This is a genomic window from Achromobacter sp. D10 (assembly GCF_035282245.1).
Taxonomy (GTDB): Bacteria; Pseudomonadota; Gammaproteobacteria; order Burkholderiales; family Burkholderiaceae_B; genus Achromobacter; species Achromobacter insolitus.
Window position 1 is genome coordinate 101,377 of record NZ_JAYJLE010000014.1, and the last position, 18,382, is coordinate 119,758.

Annotated in this window: 19 protein-coding genes; 5 read left to right on the forward strand and 14 right to left on the reverse strand. The window is 63.8% G+C overall.

Annotation, left to right across the window (positions count from 1 at the left end):
• Positions 1 to 78: 78 nt before the first annotated feature.
• Positions 79 to 714 (forward strand): LysE family translocator, encoded by a 636-nt coding sequence (locus VCS63_RS26320; protein WP_149065200.1) that lies wholly within the window; start codon positions 79 to 81, stop codon positions 712 to 714.
• A gap of 62 nt (positions 715 to 776) precedes the next feature.
• Here VCS63_RS26320 and VCS63_RS26325 read toward each other — a convergent pair whose 3' ends face one another.
• Both VCS63_RS26325 and tyrS read right to left on the reverse strand, forming a co-directional pair.
• A complete protein-coding gene (locus VCS63_RS26325) occupies positions 777 to 1,430 on the reverse strand; it encodes a YbhB/YbcL family Raf kinase inhibitor-like protein (protein ID WP_042796340.1) in 654 nt (217 codons plus the stop codon).
• Positions 1,431 to 1,659: 229 nt separating this feature from the next.
• Positions 1,660 to 2,889 (reverse strand): tyrosine--tRNA ligase, encoded by a 1,230-nt coding sequence (gene tyrS, locus VCS63_RS26330; RefSeq protein ID WP_042796339.1) that lies wholly within the window; start codon positions 2,887 to 2,889, stop codon positions 1,660 to 1,662.
• A gap of 254 nt (positions 2,890 to 3,143) precedes the next feature.
• Here tyrS and VCS63_RS26335 point away from each other — a divergent pair, with 254 nt between their 5' ends.
• Both VCS63_RS26335 and VCS63_RS26340 read left to right on the forward strand, forming a co-directional pair.
• Positions 3,144 to 4,553 carry a M23 family metallopeptidase gene (locus VCS63_RS26335; RefSeq protein ID WP_042796338.1) on the forward strand — a complete coding sequence of 470 codons (1,410 nt, stop codon included), beginning with the start codon at positions 3,144 to 3,146 and terminating at the stop codon, positions 4,551 to 4,553.
• 76 nt (positions 4,554 to 4,629) lie between these two features.
• Positions 4,630 to 5,763, forward strand: a complete 1,134-nt coding sequence (locus VCS63_RS26340) for an anhydro-N-acetylmuramic acid kinase (RefSeq protein WP_063962514.1) — start codon at positions 4,630 to 4,632, stop codon at positions 5,761 to 5,763.
• 64 nt (positions 5,764 to 5,827) lie between these two features.
• Here the strand turns inward: VCS63_RS26340 and erpA are convergent, their stop codons facing one another.
• The 12 genes from erpA to pmbA form a co-directional block, all read right to left on the reverse strand.
• Positions 5,828 to 6,199, reverse strand: a complete 372-nt coding sequence (erpA, locus tag VCS63_RS26345) for an iron-sulfur cluster insertion protein ErpA (RefSeq protein ID WP_013391415.1) — start codon at positions 6,197 to 6,199, stop codon at positions 5,828 to 5,830.
• An 86-nt stretch (positions 6,200 to 6,285) separates the two neighbouring features.
• Positions 6,286 to 7,032 carry a DUF6776 family protein gene (locus tag VCS63_RS26350; protein ID WP_042796336.1) on the reverse strand — a complete coding sequence of 249 codons (747 nt, stop codon included), beginning with the start codon at positions 7,030 to 7,032 and terminating at the stop codon, positions 6,286 to 6,288.
• 43 nt (positions 7,033 to 7,075) lie between these two features.
• Complete coding sequence (gene argC / locus VCS63_RS26355; protein WP_063639779.1) at positions 7,076 to 8,140, reverse strand: N-acetyl-gamma-glutamyl-phosphate reductase; 1,065 nt, start codon at positions 8,138 to 8,140, stop codon at positions 7,076 to 7,078.
• Positions 8,141 to 8,350: 210 nt separating this feature from the next.
• Positions 8,351 to 8,743: a 30S ribosomal protein S9 gene (rpsI, locus tag VCS63_RS26360; protein WP_042796334.1), complete on the reverse strand. Its 393-nt coding sequence runs from the start codon at positions 8,741 to 8,743 to the stop codon at positions 8,351 to 8,353.
• 9 nt (positions 8,744 to 8,752) lie between these two features.
• A complete protein-coding gene (rplM, locus tag VCS63_RS26365) occupies positions 8,753 to 9,181 on the reverse strand; it encodes a 50S ribosomal protein L13 (RefSeq protein ID WP_042796333.1) in 429 nt (142 codons plus the stop codon).
• 308 nt (positions 9,182 to 9,489) lie between these two features.
• Positions 9,490 to 10,200, reverse strand: a complete 711-nt coding sequence (locus tag VCS63_RS26370; protein WP_042796332.1) for an ABC transporter ATP-binding protein — start codon at positions 10,198 to 10,200, stop codon at positions 9,490 to 9,492.
• 55 nt (positions 10,201 to 10,255) lie between these two features.
• The gene (locus tag VCS63_RS26375) at positions 10,256 to 11,044 is read right to left on the reverse strand and encodes an ABC transporter ATP-binding protein (protein WP_042796331.1); all 789 of its coding nucleotides are present in this window, start codon (positions 11,042 to 11,044) and stop codon (positions 10,256 to 10,258) included.
• Entirely contained in the window at positions 11,037 to 11,912 is an 876-nt protein-coding gene (locus tag VCS63_RS26380; protein WP_013391409.1) for a branched-chain amino acid ABC transporter permease, read from the reverse strand. Before VCS63_RS26380 ends, VCS63_RS26375 begins: the two co-directional genes overlap by 8 nt.
• Positions 11,913 to 11,915: 3 nt before the next feature.
• Positions 11,916 to 12,797, reverse strand: coding sequence for a branched-chain amino acid ABC transporter permease (locus VCS63_RS26385; protein ID WP_042796329.1), 882 nt, complete (start codon positions 12,795 to 12,797; stop codon positions 11,916 to 11,918).
• Between the two features lie 169 nt (positions 12,798 to 12,966).
• Positions 12,967 to 14,121 (reverse strand): ABC transporter substrate-binding protein, encoded by a 1,155-nt coding sequence (locus VCS63_RS26390; protein WP_042796328.1) that lies wholly within the window; start codon positions 14,119 to 14,121, stop codon positions 12,967 to 12,969.
• 256 nt (positions 14,122 to 14,377) lie between these two features.
• Positions 14,378 to 15,475, reverse strand: a complete 1,098-nt coding sequence (locus tag VCS63_RS26395) for a TRAP transporter substrate-binding protein (protein WP_112966655.1) — start codon at positions 15,473 to 15,475, stop codon at positions 14,378 to 14,380.
• A gap of 170 nt (positions 15,476 to 15,645) precedes the next feature.
• Positions 15,646 to 17,010 (reverse strand): metalloprotease PmbA, encoded by a 1,365-nt coding sequence (pmbA, locus tag VCS63_RS26400; RefSeq protein WP_063639785.1) that lies wholly within the window; start codon positions 17,008 to 17,010, stop codon positions 15,646 to 15,648.
• A gap of 58 nt (positions 17,011 to 17,068) precedes the next feature.
• On the opposite strand from pmbA, the gene yjgA reads away from it, so the two are divergent.
• Positions 17,069 to 17,620: a ribosome biogenesis factor YjgA gene (gene yjgA / locus VCS63_RS26405; protein ID WP_042796326.1), complete on the forward strand. Its 552-nt coding sequence runs from the start codon at positions 17,069 to 17,071 to the stop codon at positions 17,618 to 17,620.
• 17 nt (positions 17,621 to 17,637) lie between these two features.
• Positions 17,638 to 18,315 (forward strand): alpha/beta hydrolase, encoded by a 678-nt coding sequence (locus VCS63_RS26410; protein ID WP_042796325.1) that lies wholly within the window; start codon positions 17,638 to 17,640, stop codon positions 18,313 to 18,315.
• Positions 18,316 to 18,382: the final 67 nt, after the last annotated feature.

Consider the following 18,382-nt stretch of genomic DNA (forward strand, 5'->3'; position numbering starts at 1 on the left):
AATTCGCCCGATGGGCGCGAAAACCACGCCATCCTCCCGGGGCCGAAAACCCCTCTCAACCCGATTTGAGAAACTTTCATGCAAAGCGCCACGCTAATAACCTACTCGTTAGTAGCCGCAGTAAGCGTCGTCAGCCCTGGGCCCGCCACCATGCTGGCCATCCGCAACGGCGCAGCGGGCGGCCTGCGGGCTGTGGTGCCATCCACCCTGGGCAACGTCACGGGCCTGTCCCTGCTGTCGGCGGCCGCCATGCTGGGATTGGGCATGGTGCTGCAATCGTCCGCCATGCTGTTCATGCTGCTGAAGGTGGCCGGCGCGGCCTACCTGCTCTACATCGGCCTGCGCCACATCCTGGGACGCTCGAATATCGCGCCGCCCTCCGACACCGCTGCGCAAGCGCCGCGCAGCGCCGGCCGGCTCTATCTGGAAGCCGCCATGGTGGCGACGCTCAACCCCAAACCCATCCTGTTCTTCACGGCGCTGTTTCCGCAGTTCCTGAATGCCGCCGAACCGCTGCTGCCGCAGTTCTTCATCCTGACGGGTATCTTCACGGCCATGTCGCTGGTGTCGCTGCTGGCCTATGGGTCCCTGGCCCACCGCGCGCGGCGCCTGCTGCGCCAGCCGCGTATCGTGGCCTGGATCAACCGCCTGGTGGGCGCCATCTTCATCAGCTTCGGATTGGCGCTGCTGCGGCTCAAGCGCGCCGCAGGCTGAACCCGCAGGCTGGAAATAAAAAAGGCCGCAAATCTTGCGGCCTTGGTTTGCACCGTGACGGATCAGGCGGAAGTGGCCCCGATCTGCTTGGGGGCCAGCCTCGGGTTGAGCGTATAGGTACCCGTCAGCGATGCCTGCGCCAGCACGTGCTTCTGGATGGCGCGCAGCGCGTCTTCGCCGGTGAACGAACCCTGCAGGTTCAGCGTGGGCACGTCCAGCGCGTACAGGGTGAACACGTAGCGGTGCGGGATGGCATCGTTCCAGGGCGGGCAAGGACCGTCATAGCCGAAGTAGTCGCCGCTCATGTCGTGATCGTTCGCAAACCATGACGAATACGAGTTGATGCCCTGGCGCGCGTCCATCGGCGCCAACGGGCCGCCCTTGCCGCGCGGCGTGATGCCGCTGGAAAAGGTGCCTTCCTCGATGTCGCGCAGGTCGGCTGGCAAATCAACCAGCACCCAGTGGAAAAAGTCCACGCGAGGCAGGCTGGCCGGCACTTCGCGGCCTTCCTGGTTGACGTCGTCGGGCTCGGAGGGCACATCCGGATCATGGCAGATCAACGCAAATGACTGCGTGCCCGCCGGAACTTCGTCCCAGGAAAACTGCGGGTTGAAGTTGTCTGCCAGCGCGACGTGCGATTGCGCATCGATTTTGCCGAAGGCATAGCGCTCGGGAATCGACTCGTTATCGGAAAAGGACAAACTCGAAAGTTTCATGTCGTGCTCCTTGATGTGCCGCAAAGGCCCCACTGCCCCTGTCTGTACCCTCAGCGTATCAAAAAAAGCCCCCACGCAGCACGCGACGCGCTTGCTGCCCCCCAAGGGGGCCGCTTTTTGCCTTGGGGCGGCCCGGCGGAGGAACTACCCCCACGCTGCGCCTACGGCTTGCTGCCCCCCAAGGGGGCCGCTTTTGCCTTGGGGCGGCCCGGCGGCAAAAGGTCAGCAATCATGGGTTCAAGTTAACACGCGCAAATTTGCGCTTGCCCACCTGAACGACGTAGGTCCCCGCCGGCAATTGCAACGATTTGTCTTCCACGCGGTCGCCATTGACGCGCACGCCGCCCTGCTCCACGTTGCGCTGCGCTTCCGAACCCGACGCGACCAGGCCCGCTTCGCGCAGCAGCTTGAGGATGCCCACCGGCGCGCCGCCGATGTTCACTTCGGGGATGTCATCGGGGATGGCGCCGTCGCGGAAACGGGCCTCGAACGAGGCCAGGGCCTCGTCGGCAGCCTTGGCGGAATGGAAGCGCGCAATGATTTCCTGGGCCAGCATGACCTTGGCGTCGCGCGGGTTGCGGCCGCCGTCGATCTCCTGCTTGAGCGCGGCAATGTCTTCCAGCGTGCGGAACGACAGCAGCTCGAAGTAGCGCCACATCAGCGTGTCCGAAATCGACATCAGCTTGCCGAACATGGAGTCGGGCGACTCCGAAATGCCGATGTAGTTGCCCTTGGACTTGGACATCTTCTCTACGCCGTCCGTCCCGACCAGCAAGGGCATAGTCAAGATGCACTGCGGCTCCTGGCCGTACTCCTTTTGCAGCTCGCGCCCAACCAACAGGTTGAACTTCTGATCGGTGCCCCCCAGCTCCAGATCGGATTTCAGTGCCACCGAGTCATAACCCTGCATCAGCGGATACAGGAATTCATGGACCGAGATCGGGATTCCGCCCTTGAAGCGCTTGGTGAAGTCCTCGCGCTCCATCATGCGCGCGACCGTGTATCGCGAGGCAAGCTGGATCATGCCGCGCGCGCCCAGCGGATCGCACCACTCGGAGTTGTAGCGGATCTCGGTGCGGGCCGGATCCAGCACCAGGCTGGCCTGGGCGTAATAGGTCTTGGCGTTGGCTTCGATCTGTTCGCGCGTGAGCGGCGGGCGGGTATTGTTGCGGCCGCTGGGATCGCCGATGGTGGAGGTGAAATCGCCGATCAGGAAGATGACGTTGTGGCCCATGTCCTGCAGTTGGCGCATCTTGTTCAGCACCACCGTATGACCCAGGTGGATGTCCGGCGCGGTCGGATCCAGCCCCAGCTTGATGCGCAGGGGCACGCCCGTGGCGCGGCTCCTGGCGAGCTTGCGAGCGAATTCGGACTCGACCAGCAACTCGTCGCAGCCGCGCTTCGCTATACGCAGATCTGCTTCGACTTCGGGGGTAATCGGGGCTTCTGAGGATGACATGGCAGGGGGACCAACTCGGCTTCAGCCGATAAAAAGGTGTAAAAAGTGACGAAAACTATCGAAAATTCTAGCCGAATCAGCTAGGATACCGCCCTAATCATACGCAATTGCCATATATACGCAGTTGCGGTCCGGTTTACACCCCGTTGTTCACAAGATGCGCCCCGCGCCAGCCCTTGCCCCGTATGTGCGCGCGAGGGCCGTTCGTGTTACGCACCCTGCGAGCTCAAGCCACCTGAGAGGGTATCTTCACGATGAATCGTGGCCTCCACGAACTGGCGAGTAGCATCAAGCGCAAAGTTGCTGCCGTGTTTGCGCCCGTCCAGCCCAAGCCCCAGCGCTCGGGACTTTTCCGCCGCACTCTTCTCGTCACTGCAATTGGTCTGTTCGCCGGCGCCGCCGCCCTCGGCATGGTGCAGCAACCCGACCGCACCGAACTCCCCCCTTCGCGCATCATCAGCAGCGTCCTGCCGCTGAGCTCCGAGCAAGTCGAAGTCAGCACCCCCAGCGCCGCGCCCTACATCAGCGAAACCCGGATCCGCGCTGGCGACACGCTGGCCGCCGTGCTGCAGCGCCTGGAACTCGACGCGCCCAGCCTGCAGACCTTCCTGACGCACGATGCCAGCGCCCGCAGCATCTACAAGCTGTACCCGGGCCGCTCGGTGCAGGCTGCCACTGACGAAGCGGGCAATTTGATCTGGCTCCGTTATATCCACACGCCCGGCAACGAGGCGGATGGCCAGGTCGTGACCCGCATGCTGCACGTTGCGCCCGCGGGCGACAGCTACAAGGCCGAGGAAATCACCGAAAGCACAGAGCGCCAGACCCGCGTCGCCGTGGGCACGATCCGCTCCTCGCTGTTCGGCGCCACCGACGCCGCCGGCATCCCGGACTCGGTCACCATGCAAATGGCCGACATCCTCAGCGCCAAGATCGACTTCCTGCGCGACCTGCGCCAGGGCGACCAGTTCCGCGTGGTCTACGAAGTGCGTTCCCACGACGGCCGCTATGCTGGCGCCGGCCGCGTGCTGGCGCTGGAATTCATCAACGGCGACAAGACCTACAACGCGGTCTGGTTCAGCCCGGACGAAAAGAACGGCTCGTACTACGACTTCGACGGCACCAGCCTGCGCGGCGCGTTCCTGCGCACCGCCCTCAAGTTCAGCCGCATCAGCTCCACGTTCGGCATGCGCATGCATCCCATCCACAAGACCTGGACGGGACACAAGGGCGTGGACTACGCCGCGCCCTCGGGCACGCCGATCCATTCCACGGCCGACGGCACGGTGGAATTCTCGGGCTGGCAGAATGGCTACGGCAACGTCGTCATCGTCAAGCACCACGGCAAGTATTCGACGCTCTACGCGCACCAGAGCCGTATCGCCGAAGGCATCACCAAGGGTTCGAAGGTTTCGCAGGGCCAGCTGCTGGGCTATGTCGGCTCTACCGGCTGGGCCACCGGTCCGCACCTGCACTACGAATTCCGCGTGGACAACCAGCCCATCGATCCGCTGTCGGTGGACCTGCCGGTCGCCCGTAGCCTGGAACCCGCCGAAGTCCGCGCCTTCAACCAGGCCGTGGCCCCCTACAAGGCGCAGATCCAGTTGCTGACGGAATTCCAGCAGACCCTGCCCGACGCGCTGACCAACGTGGCCAGCCGCTAATACCGGTCAAACGTCCCGTCAAAAGCGGCCCCGCACTTTCAGCTGCGCGGCCGCTTTTTTCTTTACCGAGGCCCTTGTGAACTCCTCTCCTCCTTCGCAGCACCAGGACACACAGCTCTACATTGGCCTCATGTCGGGCACCAGCGTCGATGGCGTGGACGGTGTGCTGGTACGCCTGGGCGACGGCCAGCCGCCAGCCGTACAAGCCAGCGCCAGCCTGCCCATGCCCGCGGATCTGCGGCGCGAGCTGCTGGCCCTGAACCAATCCGGCGATGATGAGCTGGCCCGCGCCGCGCTGGCCGCGAACAGCCTTGCCCGCCTGTATGCGCAAGCCGTGGCCGCCCTGCTTCAACATGCCGGCGTGGCCGCTGGCGACGTCGCCGCAATCGGCGCCCATGGCCAGACGGTTCGGCATCGGCCCGACCTCGGCTACACCGTGCAACTGAATGCGCCCGCGCTGCTGGCGGAATTGACGGGCATCGACGTAGTTGCGGATTTCCGCAGCCGCGACGTGGCCGCTGGCGGCCAGGGCGCACCGCTGGTGCCGCCTTTCCATGCCGCCATCTTCGGTGCGCCCCAAGGCCGCGCCGTCCTCAATCTGGGCGGCATCGCCAACGTGACCTTGCTGGAGCCGGGGCACGCCCCTCGCGGCTTCGACACCGGCCCCGCCAATGTCCTGCTGGACGGCTGGTGCCAGCGCCATCTGGGCCAAGCCTACGACGCCGATGGCCGCTGGGCAGCCACCGGGCAAGTCCTGGCGCCCCTGCTGGAACAACTGATCTCCAGCGAACCCTGGTTTGCCCTGCCTCCGCCCAAGTCCACCGGACGGGACCTGTTCAACATGCAATGGCTGGACGAGCGCCTGGCGGCGTTCGATGGCCCCAAGCCCGCGCCGCAAGACGTGCAGGCCACGCTGCAGCGCCTGACGGCGCGCACGGTTGCCAACGCCATTGATGCCGCGGCGGCAAGCACGCAGGAAGTCTTCGTATGTGGAGGCGGCGCGCGCAACACGGGACTGATGCGCGAGCTGGCGTACTGCCTGCAACGCCCCGTGCGCCCCACGGATGCGCTGGGCGTGCCGGCACAGGAAGTCGAGGCGCTGGCGTTCGCCTGGCTGGCGCAAGCCTTCATGCAACGCAGACCGGCAGGCTTGCCTGCGGTCACTGGCGCACGCGGCCCGCGGATCCTGGGCGCGCTCTACCCCGCCTGACGCCTGCCAACGCAAAAAGCCCTTCGGCGCGCCGAAGGGCTTTTTCTTGTCCTGCCCGGAGAATTTACACCGAGAACGAGGAACCGCAGCCGCAGGTGGTGCTGGCGTTGGGATTGCGGATGACGAATTGCGCGCCTTCCAGGTCTTCCTTGTAGTCGATCTCTGCGCCGACCAGGTATTGGAAGCTCATCGGATCGACCAGCAACTGCACGCCGGCCTTGTCCAGCACGGTGTCGTCATCGTTCACGACTTCGTCGAAGGTGAAGCCGTATTGGAACCCCGAACAGCCCCCGCCCTGTACGAAGACGCGCAGCTTCAGTTCGGGATTGCCTTCTTCGGCCAACAGATCCTTCACCTTGGCCGCGGCCGAGTCGGTAAACACCAGGGGAGCAGGCGGGGCAGCCTGCAGGTCGACGGTTTCGGTCACTGCATTCATGGTTCACTCCTGGCCGGTTCGGCCATATTTCGGTGAGCGGCAACGGCGCTCGCATGTTGTCACTATAGCTCAGGGCTTGCGCAGACTCAAAGTTCGAGCTTGACGCTTCTTGACGCGCGGACGGTATCGCCCTCCAGGACGCTGACAGTCACGCTTTCGGGGACAAATCCCTCGGGCAGCGCCAGGATGCCCTGGCTACGCTGGTACTGATCGAACTGCAAGGCCAATGGCGAGGTCGGCGCGCTGTCCCCCGGAATGGCGACGGAGCCGGACTCGGCCTTGACCTGCATGGGCGCCAAGTCCACTTTTACGGTTTCGCCTTTCAGAATGCCCGTGGCCTGGAAACGCAAGGCCCCCGAGAACGGCGCGCCACCGTTACGGCCGCTGCGCATCAGCAGGACCTTATAGCGCAGGCCGCCAGCGCCGCGGTCGATTTCGACACCTCGGATGTCCACGGAACCTTCGGGTCCGGGGGGCAGCAACTGTTCGTAAAAAGCCAACTGGTCGCGCACCCTGCCGACCTCGGCCTGCGCTGCGCGCAGCTGGGTTTCCAATTCCTGGCGCGCGGCGCGCTCGATGACCAGTTCGCCATCGGCGGTGTCCAACTGCCCTTGCGTGTAGCGCAGTTGCGTGGACTGCTGGCGCATGGCCTCTTCCTGGGCCTCGGCCTGCCGGGCGCTGACCAGCACCGCGTCCTTGGGCCGGTAGAGCTGGCGCGCGTAGAAGAAACTGGCGGAACCGCCCAACAGCGCGCCGATCACCAACGCTACGACCACGCGCACCAGCCCGCTGGCGGGGCGATGCTGAGGCGCGATGGGGGACTCGGTGGGCATAAAGAGCGGCGGCTTGCGGCGCTGGGCCGCAAGCCTCAGGACATCAAGGCAGGATCGCGACCTGGTCCAGGCCGGTCGACTCAGGAACGCCAAACATCAGGTTCATGTTCTGGACGGCCTGGCCGGCGGCGCCCTTGACCAGGTTGTCCTGGACCACCATGACGATCAGTTGGTCGCCGTTGCCCGGACGGCTGAGCGCGATACGCAGATTGTTCGAAGCACGCACCGAACGCGTTTCGGGCAGGCTGCCGACAGGCATCACATCGACGAAAGGCTCGTCGGCGTAGCGCTGTTCGAACAAGGCCTGGAAATCCGTGTCACGCGCCTCGGGCAGGATGCGCGCGTAAAGGGTGGAGAACATGCCGCGGATCATCGGCACCAGATGGGGCACGAAGGTAAGACCAACCTTGGCGCCAGCGATCTTTTCCAGCTGCGCGACGATTTCAGGGTGATGACGGTGGCCGGCCACGCCATAGGCCTTGAAGTTATCGGAGGCTTCGGAGAACAGCGAGCCCACTTCCGCCTTGCGGCCGGCGCCCGACACGCCCGACTTGCAGTCGGCGATCAGGGTTTGCGCGTCAACCAGCTTTTTGCCGCCTTCGAGCAGCGGAGCCAGGCCCAGCAGCACGGTAGTGGGATAGCAGCCAGGGTTGCCGATGACGCGGGCCTTGGAGATGGCCTCGCGGTTCAGTTCCACCAGGCCATACTGGGACTCGGCCAGAATGTCCGGGCAGGTATGGGGAATCTTGTACCAGCGTTCGAAGGTGGGAATGTCCTGCAGGCGGAAGTCCGCAGCCAGGTCGATAACGCGCGTACCGGCGGCGATCAGTTCCTGGGCCTGGGCCATGGCCACGCCGTGGGGCGTCGCGAAGAACACGACGTCGCAATCCGTCAGCGTGGCCTTTTCCGGCGCGGAGAAGGCGAGGTTCACGCGACCGCGCAGGTTCGGATACATGTCAGCCACCGGCAGCCCGTCTTCCTTGCGGGACGTGATGGCGGTCAGTTCCACATTGGGATGCTGCGACAGCAAACGCAGCAGCTCGACGCCGGTATAACCGGTGCCGCCGACGATACCAACCTTGATGCGGGTGTTCGATGCTTGGGCCATGATGTGTGCTCTTCGTAGAACGAGGATCGATTGTATCGCTCGGGAAAGCGGGTGTTGCGGCTAAGAGCCCGAAATGGCACCGCAGTCCTTCTTTCCGACCGGGCGGAATGCGCGGAGTTCCGCACAGGGACGCACAGGGCGCGACAGCACCCGGCGCTGAAACAAGGGTACGAAAAAAAGCCCGCCGAAGCGGGCTTTTTTGGCAGCGTATTAACGCTTGCTGAACTGCTTGCGACGACGTGCCTTGCGGAAGCCAACCTTCTTGCGTTCCACTTCGCGGGCGTCGCGAGTGACGAAGCCGGCTTGCGACAGCGCGGACTTCAGGGTCGCGTCGTAGTCGATCAGGGCACGCGTGATACCGTGACGGACTGCGCCGGCCTGGCCGGTTTCACCGCCGCCGTGCACGTTGACCTTGATGTCGAACGATTCCAGGTGGCCGGTCAGTTCCAGCGGCTGGCGCACGATCATGCGGCCGGTTTCGCGAGCGAAGAACTCGTCGACGGGCTTGCCGTTGACAACGATCTTACCCGTGCCCTTCTTGATGAAAACGCGAGCCACCGAGGTTTTGCGACGGCCGGTTCCGTAATTCCAGTTACCGATCATGGCGTTTCCTTAGATATCCAGCGTCTTGGGCTGCTGGGCGGTGTGCGGGTGCTCGGCACCGGCGTACACCTTCAGTTTCTTGATCATGGCGTAGCCCAGAGGACCCTTGGGCAGCATGCCCTTGACAGCCTTCTGGATGGCGCGGCCGGGAAAACGCTCTTGCATCTTCTCGAAGTTCGTTTCACGGATACCGCCCGGGTACGTCGTGTGGCGGAAGTACTTCTTGTCCTTCGCCTTGGCGCCCGTAACAACGATATCGGCAGCGTTGATGATGACGATGTAGTCACCGGTATCAACGTGCGGCGTGAATTCAGGTTTGTGCTTGCCACGCAGACGACGTGCGACTTCGCTGGCCACACGACCGAGGACTTTGCCCTTGGCGTCGATCACAAACCAGTCACGTTGGACTTCATGCGGCTTGGCCACAAAGGTCTTCATGATGGTTCCTAAGAATAAAAATTTCCTGGCTGGACCATCCAGCCAGTATTTTTCCCCAAACTAGACCGAATTCCCGGAAAAAACCGCAAGGATTTACAGGGGTTAAAAGAAAACTCGGCCGATATCAGCGTCTTGCCTAAGCGTTATTACCCGCCCGTGCATTGGCCAAAATGAGGGAAAGCCTGCGATTCTAACACAGCTGCTCAAAAAGTGGGCAACTCTATTCAAATCAAGGAATGCGCCGGCGGCGCCTCGAGGGCGCCGGCGGCTTTTTTAATAAGGGACGCAGCCCGGGCTGGTGCCCGGGATCAGGCGCCCAGATACGCTTCCAGCACGCGGGGATGCCCCAGCAGCTCGCGGCCGGTGCCCGACAGCGCCATGGCGCCGTTCTCCAGCACGTAGCCGTGTTGGGCGATCTTCAGCGCCTGGCGGACGTTCTGCTCAACCAGGAACAGGGTCAGGCCGTCGGCATTGATCGCGCGCAGCGAACGGAAGATCTCCTGCACGACGATGGGCGCCAGCCCCATGGAGGGTTCGTCCAGCAGCAGCAGGCGGGGCTTGGCCATCAAGGCGCGGCCGATGGCCAGCATCTGCTGCTCGCCGCCCGACAGGTTGCCAGCGATGCCGGTGATCCGTTCCTTCAGGCGCGGAAACAGGTTGAACACGTATTCCAGGTCCGAGTCGACATTCTTGAGGCCGCGGCGGTAGGCGCCCAGCTCAAGGTTTTCGAGCACGGTCATGGTGGTGAGGATGGCCCGCCCTTCCGGGACCTGCACGATGCCGCGCGCCACGAGCTGGTGCGGCGGCAGGTTGGTGATGTCCTCGCCTTCAAAGGTGATCTTGCCGCGCGCCTTGGGCAAGAGGCCCGACAGTGCCAGCAGCGTGGTCGATTTGCCAGCGCCATTGGCGCCGACCAGAGCGGTGATTTCCTTGGCGTTCAGGTCCAGGTCGATGCCGCGGACGGCTTCGATATGGCCATAGTTGACCTCGAGTCCGCGGACTTCCAGCATGGCGCTCATTGTGCAGCCTCCGCGCAATGCGCTACGGTATTCGTCTTGGGAGCGGCCCGGCGACTCATCGTGCAGCCTCCGTTTGTTCGGTGTCTTCGTCGTCTTCGCGGCCCAGGTAGGCTTCGATGACCTGTTCGTTGTTGCGGATTTCCTCGGGCCCGCCGCAAGCGATGATCTTGCCGAAGTTCAGCACCGCGATGCGCTCGCACAGCCCCATGACGAAGCGCATGTCGTGCTCGATCATGAGGATGGTGTAGCCGCGGTCGCGGATGGCCAGGATCTCGCGCATGAGTTCGGCGCGCTCGCCGGTGTTCATGCCGGCGACCGGCTCATCCAGCAGCAACAGCTTGGGCTCGGTGGCCAGCGCGCGCGCCAGCTCGAGACGGCGCTGTTCGCCGTAGGACAGGTTATCGGCCAGATCGTTGGCCTTGTGGTCCAGGCGCATCCACGTCAACAGTTCGTGCGCGCGTTCACGGGCGCGCTTTTCGTGCTCGCGGTAGCCCGGCAGGCCCAGCAACAGGCTGGGGAAGCCGTAATTCATGTGACGGTAGGCCCCTACCACCACGTTTTCCAGCAACGTCATTTCCTTGAAGAGACGGATGTTCTGGAAGGTGCGGGCGATGCCCATGCGCGTGATGCGGTGCGGCTTCTTGTCCAGGACGCTCTGGCCGTTGAACGTGATGGTGCCGCCGCTGGGCGGCAGCAAGCCAGTAATGAGGTTGAACACCGTGGTCTTGCCGGCGCCATTGGGGCCGATCAGGCCGAAGATGGCGCCCTCGGGCACGGACAGGCTGACGTCATGCAGCACATGCAGGCCGCCAAAGCTCTTGGAGACGGAAGAAAGCTCAAGCATGGCGCTTGCCTCCCTGGCGTCCTTGGCGCATCCAGCGCTTGAAGCGCGCCGGATCCCAGATGCCTTGCGGCAGGAACAACACAATCACCACCAGAATCACTCCGTTCGCGACCAGGCGCAGATCGGCAAAACCGCGCAGCATTTCGGGCAACACGGTAATGATGAAGCTGCCCAGCACGGGACCGGCCAGGCCGCCAATGCCGCCCAGGATCGCCATGGTCAGGATTTCCACGCCACGGTCGAAACCGTATTCGTTGGGACCGATAAAGAAGGTCAGGTGCGCGTTCAAGGCGCCGGCCAGACCCGCGATCATCGCGCCGGCCACGAAGGCCAGCATCTTATTGGCGCGCACATCGATGCCCATGAGGCCTGCCGCGGTTTCATCGCCGCGGATGGCGTCGAACGAGCGACCGATCTTGGAGGCGCGCACGCGCCACAGCACGAACAGCACGATGACGACCGCCAGCACCACATGCCACCACTGGGTCAGCTGCGGAATGCCGTTAAGGCCCAGCGCGCCGCCGGTAATGGACTCGGTGTTGAGGATGGTCACGCGAACCACTTCGCCGAAGCCCAGCGTGGCCATGGCGAGGTAGACCCCTGACAGCCGCAAGGTCGGCAAGCCGATCAGTGCCGCCACCAGCGCGGGCGCGGCCATGCCGCCGGCAAGCGCGACCGAGAACGGCGCGTCGTAGTTCATGGTGAGCAGCGCGGCGGTGTACGCCCCGATGCCCATGAAGGCTGCATTGGCCATGGCGAGCATGCCGCAAGCCAGGGTCAGCCAGATGGAGAGGGCCAGCAAGGCGTTGGTGCCCAGCGTGAGCACCAGGTTGCCGTAGATGGCCCAGAAATTTTCGAATCCGCTCATTCTTTAAGCCTTGCGTTGAACCACTTTGCCGAACAGACCTTGCGGGCGCACCAGCAGGATCAGGAACAGCAGGCCGAAAGCCACCGCATCACGCATGGTGGAGCCGATATAGGCCACCGACAGCACCTCGGCAAAGCCGAGGAACAGGCCGCCCAGCATGGCGCCGCGGATGTCGCCCATGCCGCCCAGGATGATGACCGCGATGCCCTTGTGCAGCATGGGCTGGCCCATCAGGGGGAACAATGCGTTCGAGTACAGGCCGATCAGCACGCCGGCCACGCCGCCCAGGGCGGCAGCGGCGAACGAGGTGGTGACGAACAGTTTTTCGACGTTGATGCCCAGCAGCCAGGCAGCCTTGGGCGATTCGGCGATGGCGCGCAGGGCGCGGCCGAATTGCGTGCGGCGCATGACGAACATCAGCACGGCCATCAGCGCGAAAGACAGGAAGATAATGCCCAGTTCGATGACGGTCAGGTGCAGGCCGGCGATCTCGATCACTTCCTCGGGCACGGTGCCGTGCGGGAAGCGCAGGTTGCTGGCGCCGAAGATGCCCTGGGCGGAATTATTCAGGATGATGCCCACGCCAATGGTGGCGATCATGGGGATCAGGTGAGGCGCGTTGCGCTTGCGCAGCGGCTTGAGCACCAGGTAGTCGATGATGACCCCGGTAAAGCCGGCGACGAAGAACGCGGCCATCAGCGCCGCCCACAGGGGCAGGCTGAATTGCTGCACCACGAACAGTGCTGCGTAGGCGCCAACCATGAAAACGGCGCCATGCGCCAGGTTGATCACCCCGAGCACGCCGAAGATCAGCGTGAAGCCCAGCGCGAACAGTGCATACACACAGCCCAGCGACAAGGCATTGACGAATTGTTGTTCGAACATGATGGGACTTTCCAAAGCTGTGAGGGCCCCATGCAGCGCCCACTGCATGGCCTTGAGCCTCCTGGCAAGGAGGCGATTCTTTTAGGGTGACGGCCCTGCGATAAAAAGCGCCTTGCGGACGGCCGGGCCATCCGCAAGGCGCATCCCCCCGCGCGGGGATGCGTAGCGCTTACTTTTCGATGACGTACTTGCCGTCCTTCGTCACGCTGACGATGGGGGCCTGGTCGGCATCGTAGCCGGCGGGCTTGCCGGCGCGGTCGTTGGCTTGACGGAACTTGAACGCGCCGGTGGCGCCGGTCCACGTGACCGAGGGCAGCGCGTCGCGCAGGGCTGCGCGATCCTTGGGCAGTTCGCCGGAGATCTTGACGTTCTTCAGCGCCTGGGCGGCGATGTACATGGCGTCGTACGACTGGGCCGCGAACTGGTCGGGCGCGCCGTTGAACTTGGCCTTGTACGCGTCGATGAACTTGACGTTCTCGGGCGCCTTGTTCTCGATCGACCACGGGCTGCCGATCCACAGATTGTTCGACGCGCCGCCGGGGGCCAGGTCGAAAATCTTGACCGAGTTCATGCCGTTGCCGCCGATGACCGGCACGTTCAGGCCGAGCTGGCGGGCCTGGACCATGATCGGAGCACCTTCGGCCAGCAGCGCGGACAGCACGATGGCGTCGGGGTTGGTGCCCTTGATCTTGGTCAGCTGGGCCTTGAAGTCCACGTCGCCCTTGGCGAACGTTTCGGTCGTCGTGACCGGGATCTTCTGGTCTTCCAGGGCCTTCTTGAAGTTGTCGTAGCCGCTCTTGGTGAAGACGTCGTCGTTGCCGTACAGGACAGCGACATTCTTCAGGCCGGTCTTGGCCTTGACGGTGGAGATGGTGGCGGGCAGCACGTCGGCTTCGGTGACCGAGTTGCGGAACACGTAGTTGCCGATGGAGGTGATGCCGTCGGCAGTGTTCGAGGTGCCGAAGACGACCGTCTTGGCAGCCTGGGCGATCGGGTCGGCGGCCTGGGCCGAGTTCGACAGCGTCGGGCCGAAGACCATCAGGACGTTGTCCTTGAAGATCAGTTTCTTGAAGACGTTGATCGCTTCTTCTTTCTTGCCTTGTTCGTCCTCGACCACGAGCACGATCTTGTTGCCGTTGATGCCGCCGGCGGCGTTGATTTCATCAGCAGCAAGCTGGAAACCGTTGCGGATCGACACGCCGTACTGGGCGGCGCCGCCGGACAGGGCTTCCGCCACACCGATCTTGATGTCGGCCGCATGGGCAGCCGGGACGATACCGGCGGCGATCAGCGCGGCCAGCAGCTTCTTGGTCTTGGATTGCATGGTTGTTACCACCTTAAAGTCTGTCTCGGAATATTGGTAATCCGGGCTGATGTAATCCTGCCGGATTGACGACGAACGCCGCCTAAAGGCGCCGTGTTTGCGCGTCAAGACCCGGGATATTACTCCTTTGTATCAGGCGGATACTCGAACGCCATTCAACAAAAGCCTACAAACCGCCCATTTTTTTGTAAAAAACGTGTGGTTACTAGCAAAAACCCTAACGCTGGCCGAATGATATTCGGCAGGCGTAAGTGTCCTACGTTCTGGCCGATAACGCCACGCCCAGATACTGGTCGTAGGCGCTTTCGGTCAAACGGAACCATGGCATCTCCCTGTCGCGAAAACCCATGTAACTATCGTGCATCGCCTTGAATCTGGGGTCTTTGGCGCCCAAGTCCTTGTAGACTTGCTGCGTAGCCTCGAATGCCAGATCCATGATGGATCGCGGAAATGCGCGGACTTGCGCGCCATTAGCCGTCAATTGAGCCAGCGCCGCCGAGTTGCGGGCGTCATAGCGGGCGATGGTGGCGGCGTGCGCAGCCTGCGCGGCGGCCTCGACAAGGGCCTGATAATTCTTAGGCAGCGCGTTCCAGGCCTCGTCATTGATATAAAGCGACAGCTGTTCGCCGGGGGCCCACCAGCCCGGTGCGTAGTAATACTTAGCAACCTTATTCAGGCCCAGCTTGTCGTCGTCGTACGGCCCCGCGCCGGCCACCGCTTGCAGGCCGTCCTTCTCGAAGGCCTCAGTCAGTTTGGCCAGGTCCGCCTGCTGTGGCGCGACACCCAGTTTGGCCAGCACGTCGCCCGCCAAGCCGCCGACGCGCATTTTCAGGTCCTTCAGGTCGCCGGCGCGCTTGATTTCCTTATTGAACCAACCCCCCATCTGGGCACCGGTGTTGCCTAGCGGAAAGTTGATGATTTTTTCCGGTTTGAAGAGCTCGCGGGTGAGCCGCAGGCCGCCGCCTTCGCTCATCCAGGCGTTCATCTGCCTTGCGTTCAACCCGAAGGGCACGGCAGCGTCGAAGCAGAAGACGGGATTCTTGGCGTAGTAGGCGCGGGACGAAGCATGACCGCATTCCACCTTCTTGGTGGACACCGCTTCCATCAGGTCCGCGGCGGGCACGATGTCGCCCTCGGGGAAGTGGCGGATGTTGAATTTCCCGCCGGTGGCTTCCGAGACAAATTTACAGAAGCTTTCGCCCGCTCCGATGCGCAGGTCCAGGGTGCTGGGGAAGCCGGAAGACAGGCGCCAGCTCAGTGAGGGCATGTCCTGCGCGAACGCGGGCGCGCTGACTGCGGCGCCGGTAGCGACGGCGCCGAGACCGGCGTGCTTCAAGAACGAACGTCGTTGCATCTCTTTGCTCCTTTACAGCAACACCTGGGACATCAAGCGATACCCGCCGGATATTACACGCTGATATCGGCCTGCCTTGCCACACTATCAGGTAAGGGATTGCAAAGACCGGAACGACTGCGGCGATCCGGTAGCCGGCCGCGGCACACGGGCCGCGGCCGCCCGGAGGATCAGGTTCCGGCGATCGCCATCTGCTCGATCAGGATCGAGCCGGTGGTCTTGGTGCCGCGGGAAATCGTGTCGGCGCCGACCGCCACGATCTGCTTGAACATGTCATTCAGGTTGCCCGCGATCGTGACTTCCTGCACGGCGTGCTGGATCTGGCCGTTTTCCACCCAATAGCCGAACGCGCCGCGCGAGTAGTCGCCCGTCACGTAGTTCACGCCCTGGCCGATGAGTTCGGTGACGAGAAAGCCCGTGCCCATCTTCTTGAGCATGGCTTCGAAGTCGTCACCCCGGCGGGTCAAGGTGGAGCTGAACACCAGATTATGCGACCCGCCCGCATTGCCGGTGGTCGTCAGGCCCAGCTTGCGGGCAGTGTAGGAAGAGAGGAAGTAGCCTTCCAGCACGCCGGCCGACACCACGCTGCGGCGGCGCGTGCGCACGCCTTCGTCGTCAAAGGGCGAGCTGCCCATGGCGCCGGGGATATGCGGATCCTCGGTGAGGTTGATGTGTTCAGGAAAAATGGGCTTGCCCAGCGAGTCCAGGAGGAAACTGGCCTTGCGGTACAGCGCGCCGCCGTTGGCCGCCTGGGTCAGGGCGCCAACCAGCCCCAGCGCCAGCGGCGCTTCGAACAGGACGGGAAATTTGCCGGTGCGGATGCGGCGGGCCGACAGACGCGAGAGCGTGCGCTCGGCGGCGTAGCGGCCGATTGCTTCGGGCGAGGCCAGCTTGGCCGGATCGCGCTCGGAGCTATACCAATAGTCCCGCTGCATGCCGTTGCCGCGGCCGGCGATGGGCGCCACCGACAAGCTGTGGCGCGAATAGGGGTAGCCGCCCAGGAAGCCGCGCGTGTTGCCCATCACGAACTGGCCTTCGTAGGTGCCCACGGTCGCGCCATCGGTGTTGGTGATGCGCGGATCGACCTCGCGGGCAGCACGCTCGGCGCGCAGCGCCAGCTCCGCGGCTTCTTCGGTGGACACGCCCCACGCGCGGTGCAAGTCCAGATTGGGGAATTCAGTGGCCAGTTGATCGGCGTCGGGCAGGCCGGCGGCCGGATCGGCGGCGGTATGGCGCGCGATGTGCCAGGCGGCTTCCACCGTCTGGCGCAGCGCCGCTTCGGAAAAATCGGAGGTGGAGGCGGAGCCGCGGCTCTGGCCGGCGTAGACCGTCAGGTCCAACGAGCGGTCGCGCGTCTGTTCGACGGTTTCAATGTCGTTCTTGCGGACGGAGACCGACAGGCCCAGGCTTTCCGAGACTTCCGCCGCGGCGTCGGAGGCGCCGATCTGGCGCGCATAGGCGAGGGTTTGTTCGACGAGTTCGGAAAAACGCGCGTGATTCGCCGCCAGCGGCAAGGATGAGGAGGATTTAACCATTGCTGTCCAATTTGCAGAGACGGTTATCATAGCCAAGTCTGTCATTGCGCAGTTTTCCATGAATTCCCATACTGAAGAAGAATCCGTCGACGACGGTTACGACGAGAACGGCTACGACCGCCCCAGCAAGTCCCAGATCAAGCGCGAGATGCACGCCCTGCTGGACCTGGGCAAGCAGCTGATCGAACTGTCCCCCGAACGTCTCAAGCAGCTGCCCCTGGAAGAACGCCTCTATGAGGCGATCCGCATGGCGCAGCGCACCACCGGGCGCGAAGGCAAGCGGCGCCAGGTTCACTTCGTGGGCAAGCTGATGCGCGACGCGCCGGCCGACGAAATCCGCGCCCAGCTCGATATCTGGGAAAACGGTTCGCGCGAGGAAACCGCCGCCATGCACCGGCTGGAAACGCTGCGCGACCGCCTGCTCGACGACGACGATGCCCTGACGCGGTTGCTCAATAGCAATCCGCAGGCCGACGTCCAGCAACTGCGCGCCTTGATCCGCGCCGCCCGCAAGGAAAAGCTGGCCAACGCCGCCCTGCTGCAAGGCCAGGAGCCGCAGAAGAAGCATTACCGCGCGCTGTTCCAGGCCCTGAAGACCCTTACCCTCTGATTCACCACCCTCCGTCCATGAACGCTCCGACCGACCTGCTCGATTGCATCGAGATCGAAACCGCTCCCAACCCCACGCATGCTGTGATCTGGCTGCACGGCCTGGGCGCCGACGGCAACGACTTCGCGCCCATCGTGCCGGAGCTGGACCTGCCGGCCGGCGTGTCGGTGCGCTTCGTTTTCCCGAACGCGCCGGTGCAGCGCGTGACGATCAATAACGGCATGGCGATGCGCTCCTGGTACGACATCCTGGTCATGGACCTGGTGCGCGTCGAGGACGGCCGGGGCATCCGCGCCTCGGAGGCCCAGATCCACAAGCTGATCGCGCGCGAGAACGCCCGCGGCATCCCCACGTCGAAAATCGTGCTGGCGGGCTTTTCGCAGGGCTGCGCCATGACCCTGCATACGGGCATCCGCCTGCCGGAAAAGCTAGCGGGCATGATGGGCTTGTCGGGCTATCTGCCGCTGCTGGACACGGCCGAGGCCGAGCGCAACAGCGCCAATCAGGACACGCCCATCTTCCTGGCTCACGGCCAATACGACCCGGTGGTGTCGCTGCCGCGCGCCCAGGCCTCGCTGGCCGAGCTGCAGCGGCTGGGTTACGACGTGCAATGGCACACCTACCCGATGCCGCACTCGGTCTGCGCCGAGGAAGTGGCGGATATCTCCAAGTTCCTGAAGCAAGTCCTGGTCTGAAGACCATGCGGGGCCGCGCCCGGCGGCCCTGATCGCGGCAGAGGGGCGCGCCGCGCCCTGCCCGCCC

Excerpts from the sequence above, each read along its gene's own strand:
- erpA (WP_013391415.1), bottom strand. The coding sequence starts at position 6,199 with ATGAATGCAGTGACCGAAACCGTCGACCTGCAGGCTGCCCCGCCTGCT.
- yjgA (WP_042796326.1), top strand. The coding sequence starts at position 17,069 with ATGAATTCCCATACTGAAGAAGAATCCGTCGACGACGGTTACGACGAG.
- VCS63_RS26320 (WP_149065200.1), top strand. The coding sequence starts at position 79 with ATGCAAAGCGCCACGCTAATAACCTACTCGTTAGTAGCCGCAGTAAGC.
- VCS63_RS26410 (WP_042796325.1), top strand. The coding sequence starts at position 17,638 with ATGAACGCTCCGACCGACCTGCTCGATTGCATCGAGATCGAAACCGCT.
- VCS63_RS26385 (WP_042796329.1), bottom strand. The coding sequence starts at position 12,797 with ATGTTCGAACAACAATTCGTCAATGCCTTGTCGCTGGGCTGTGTGTAT.
- rpsI (WP_042796334.1), bottom strand. The coding sequence starts at position 8,743 with ATGATCGGTAACTGGAATTACGGAACCGGCCGTCGCAAAACCTCGGTG.
- VCS63_RS26335 (WP_042796338.1), top strand. The coding sequence starts at position 3,144 with ATGAATCGTGGCCTCCACGAACTGGCGAGTAGCATCAAGCGCAAAGTT.
- tyrS (WP_042796339.1), bottom strand. The coding sequence starts at position 2,889 with ATGTCATCCTCAGAAGCCCCGATTACCCCCGAAGTCGAAGCAGATCTG.
- rplM (WP_042796333.1), bottom strand. The coding sequence starts at position 9,181 with ATGAAGACCTTTGTGGCCAAGCCGCATGAAGTCCAACGTGACTGGTTT.
- VCS63_RS26350 (WP_042796336.1), bottom strand. The coding sequence starts at position 7,032 with ATGCCCACCGAGTCCCCCATCGCGCCTCAGCATCGCCCCGCCAGCGGG.
- VCS63_RS26380 (WP_013391409.1), bottom strand. The coding sequence starts at position 11,912 with ATGAGCGGATTCGAAAATTTCTGGGCCATCTACGGCAACCTGGTGCTC.
- VCS63_RS26390 (WP_042796328.1), bottom strand. The coding sequence starts at position 14,121 with ATGCAATCCAAGACCAAGAAGCTGCTGGCCGCGCTGATCGCCGCCGGT.
- VCS63_RS26370 (WP_042796332.1), bottom strand. The coding sequence starts at position 10,200 with ATGAGCGCCATGCTGGAAGTCCGCGGACTCGAGGTCAACTATGGCCAT.
- VCS63_RS26395 (WP_112966655.1), bottom strand. The coding sequence starts at position 15,475 with ATGCAACGACGTTCGTTCTTGAAGCACGCCGGTCTCGGCGCCGTCGCT.
- argC (WP_063639779.1), bottom strand. The coding sequence starts at position 8,140 with ATGGCCCAAGCATCGAACACCCGCATCAAGGTTGGTATCGTCGGCGGC.
- VCS63_RS26325 (WP_042796340.1), bottom strand. The coding sequence starts at position 1,430 with ATGAAACTTTCGAGTTTGTCCTTTTCCGATAACGAGTCGATTCCCGAG.
- VCS63_RS26375 (WP_042796331.1), bottom strand. The coding sequence starts at position 11,044 with ATGCTTGAGCTTTCTTCCGTCTCCAAGAGCTTTGGCGGCCTGCATGTG.
- pmbA (WP_063639785.1), bottom strand. The coding sequence starts at position 17,010 with ATGGTTAAATCCTCCTCATCCTTGCCGCTGGCGGCGAATCACGCGCGT.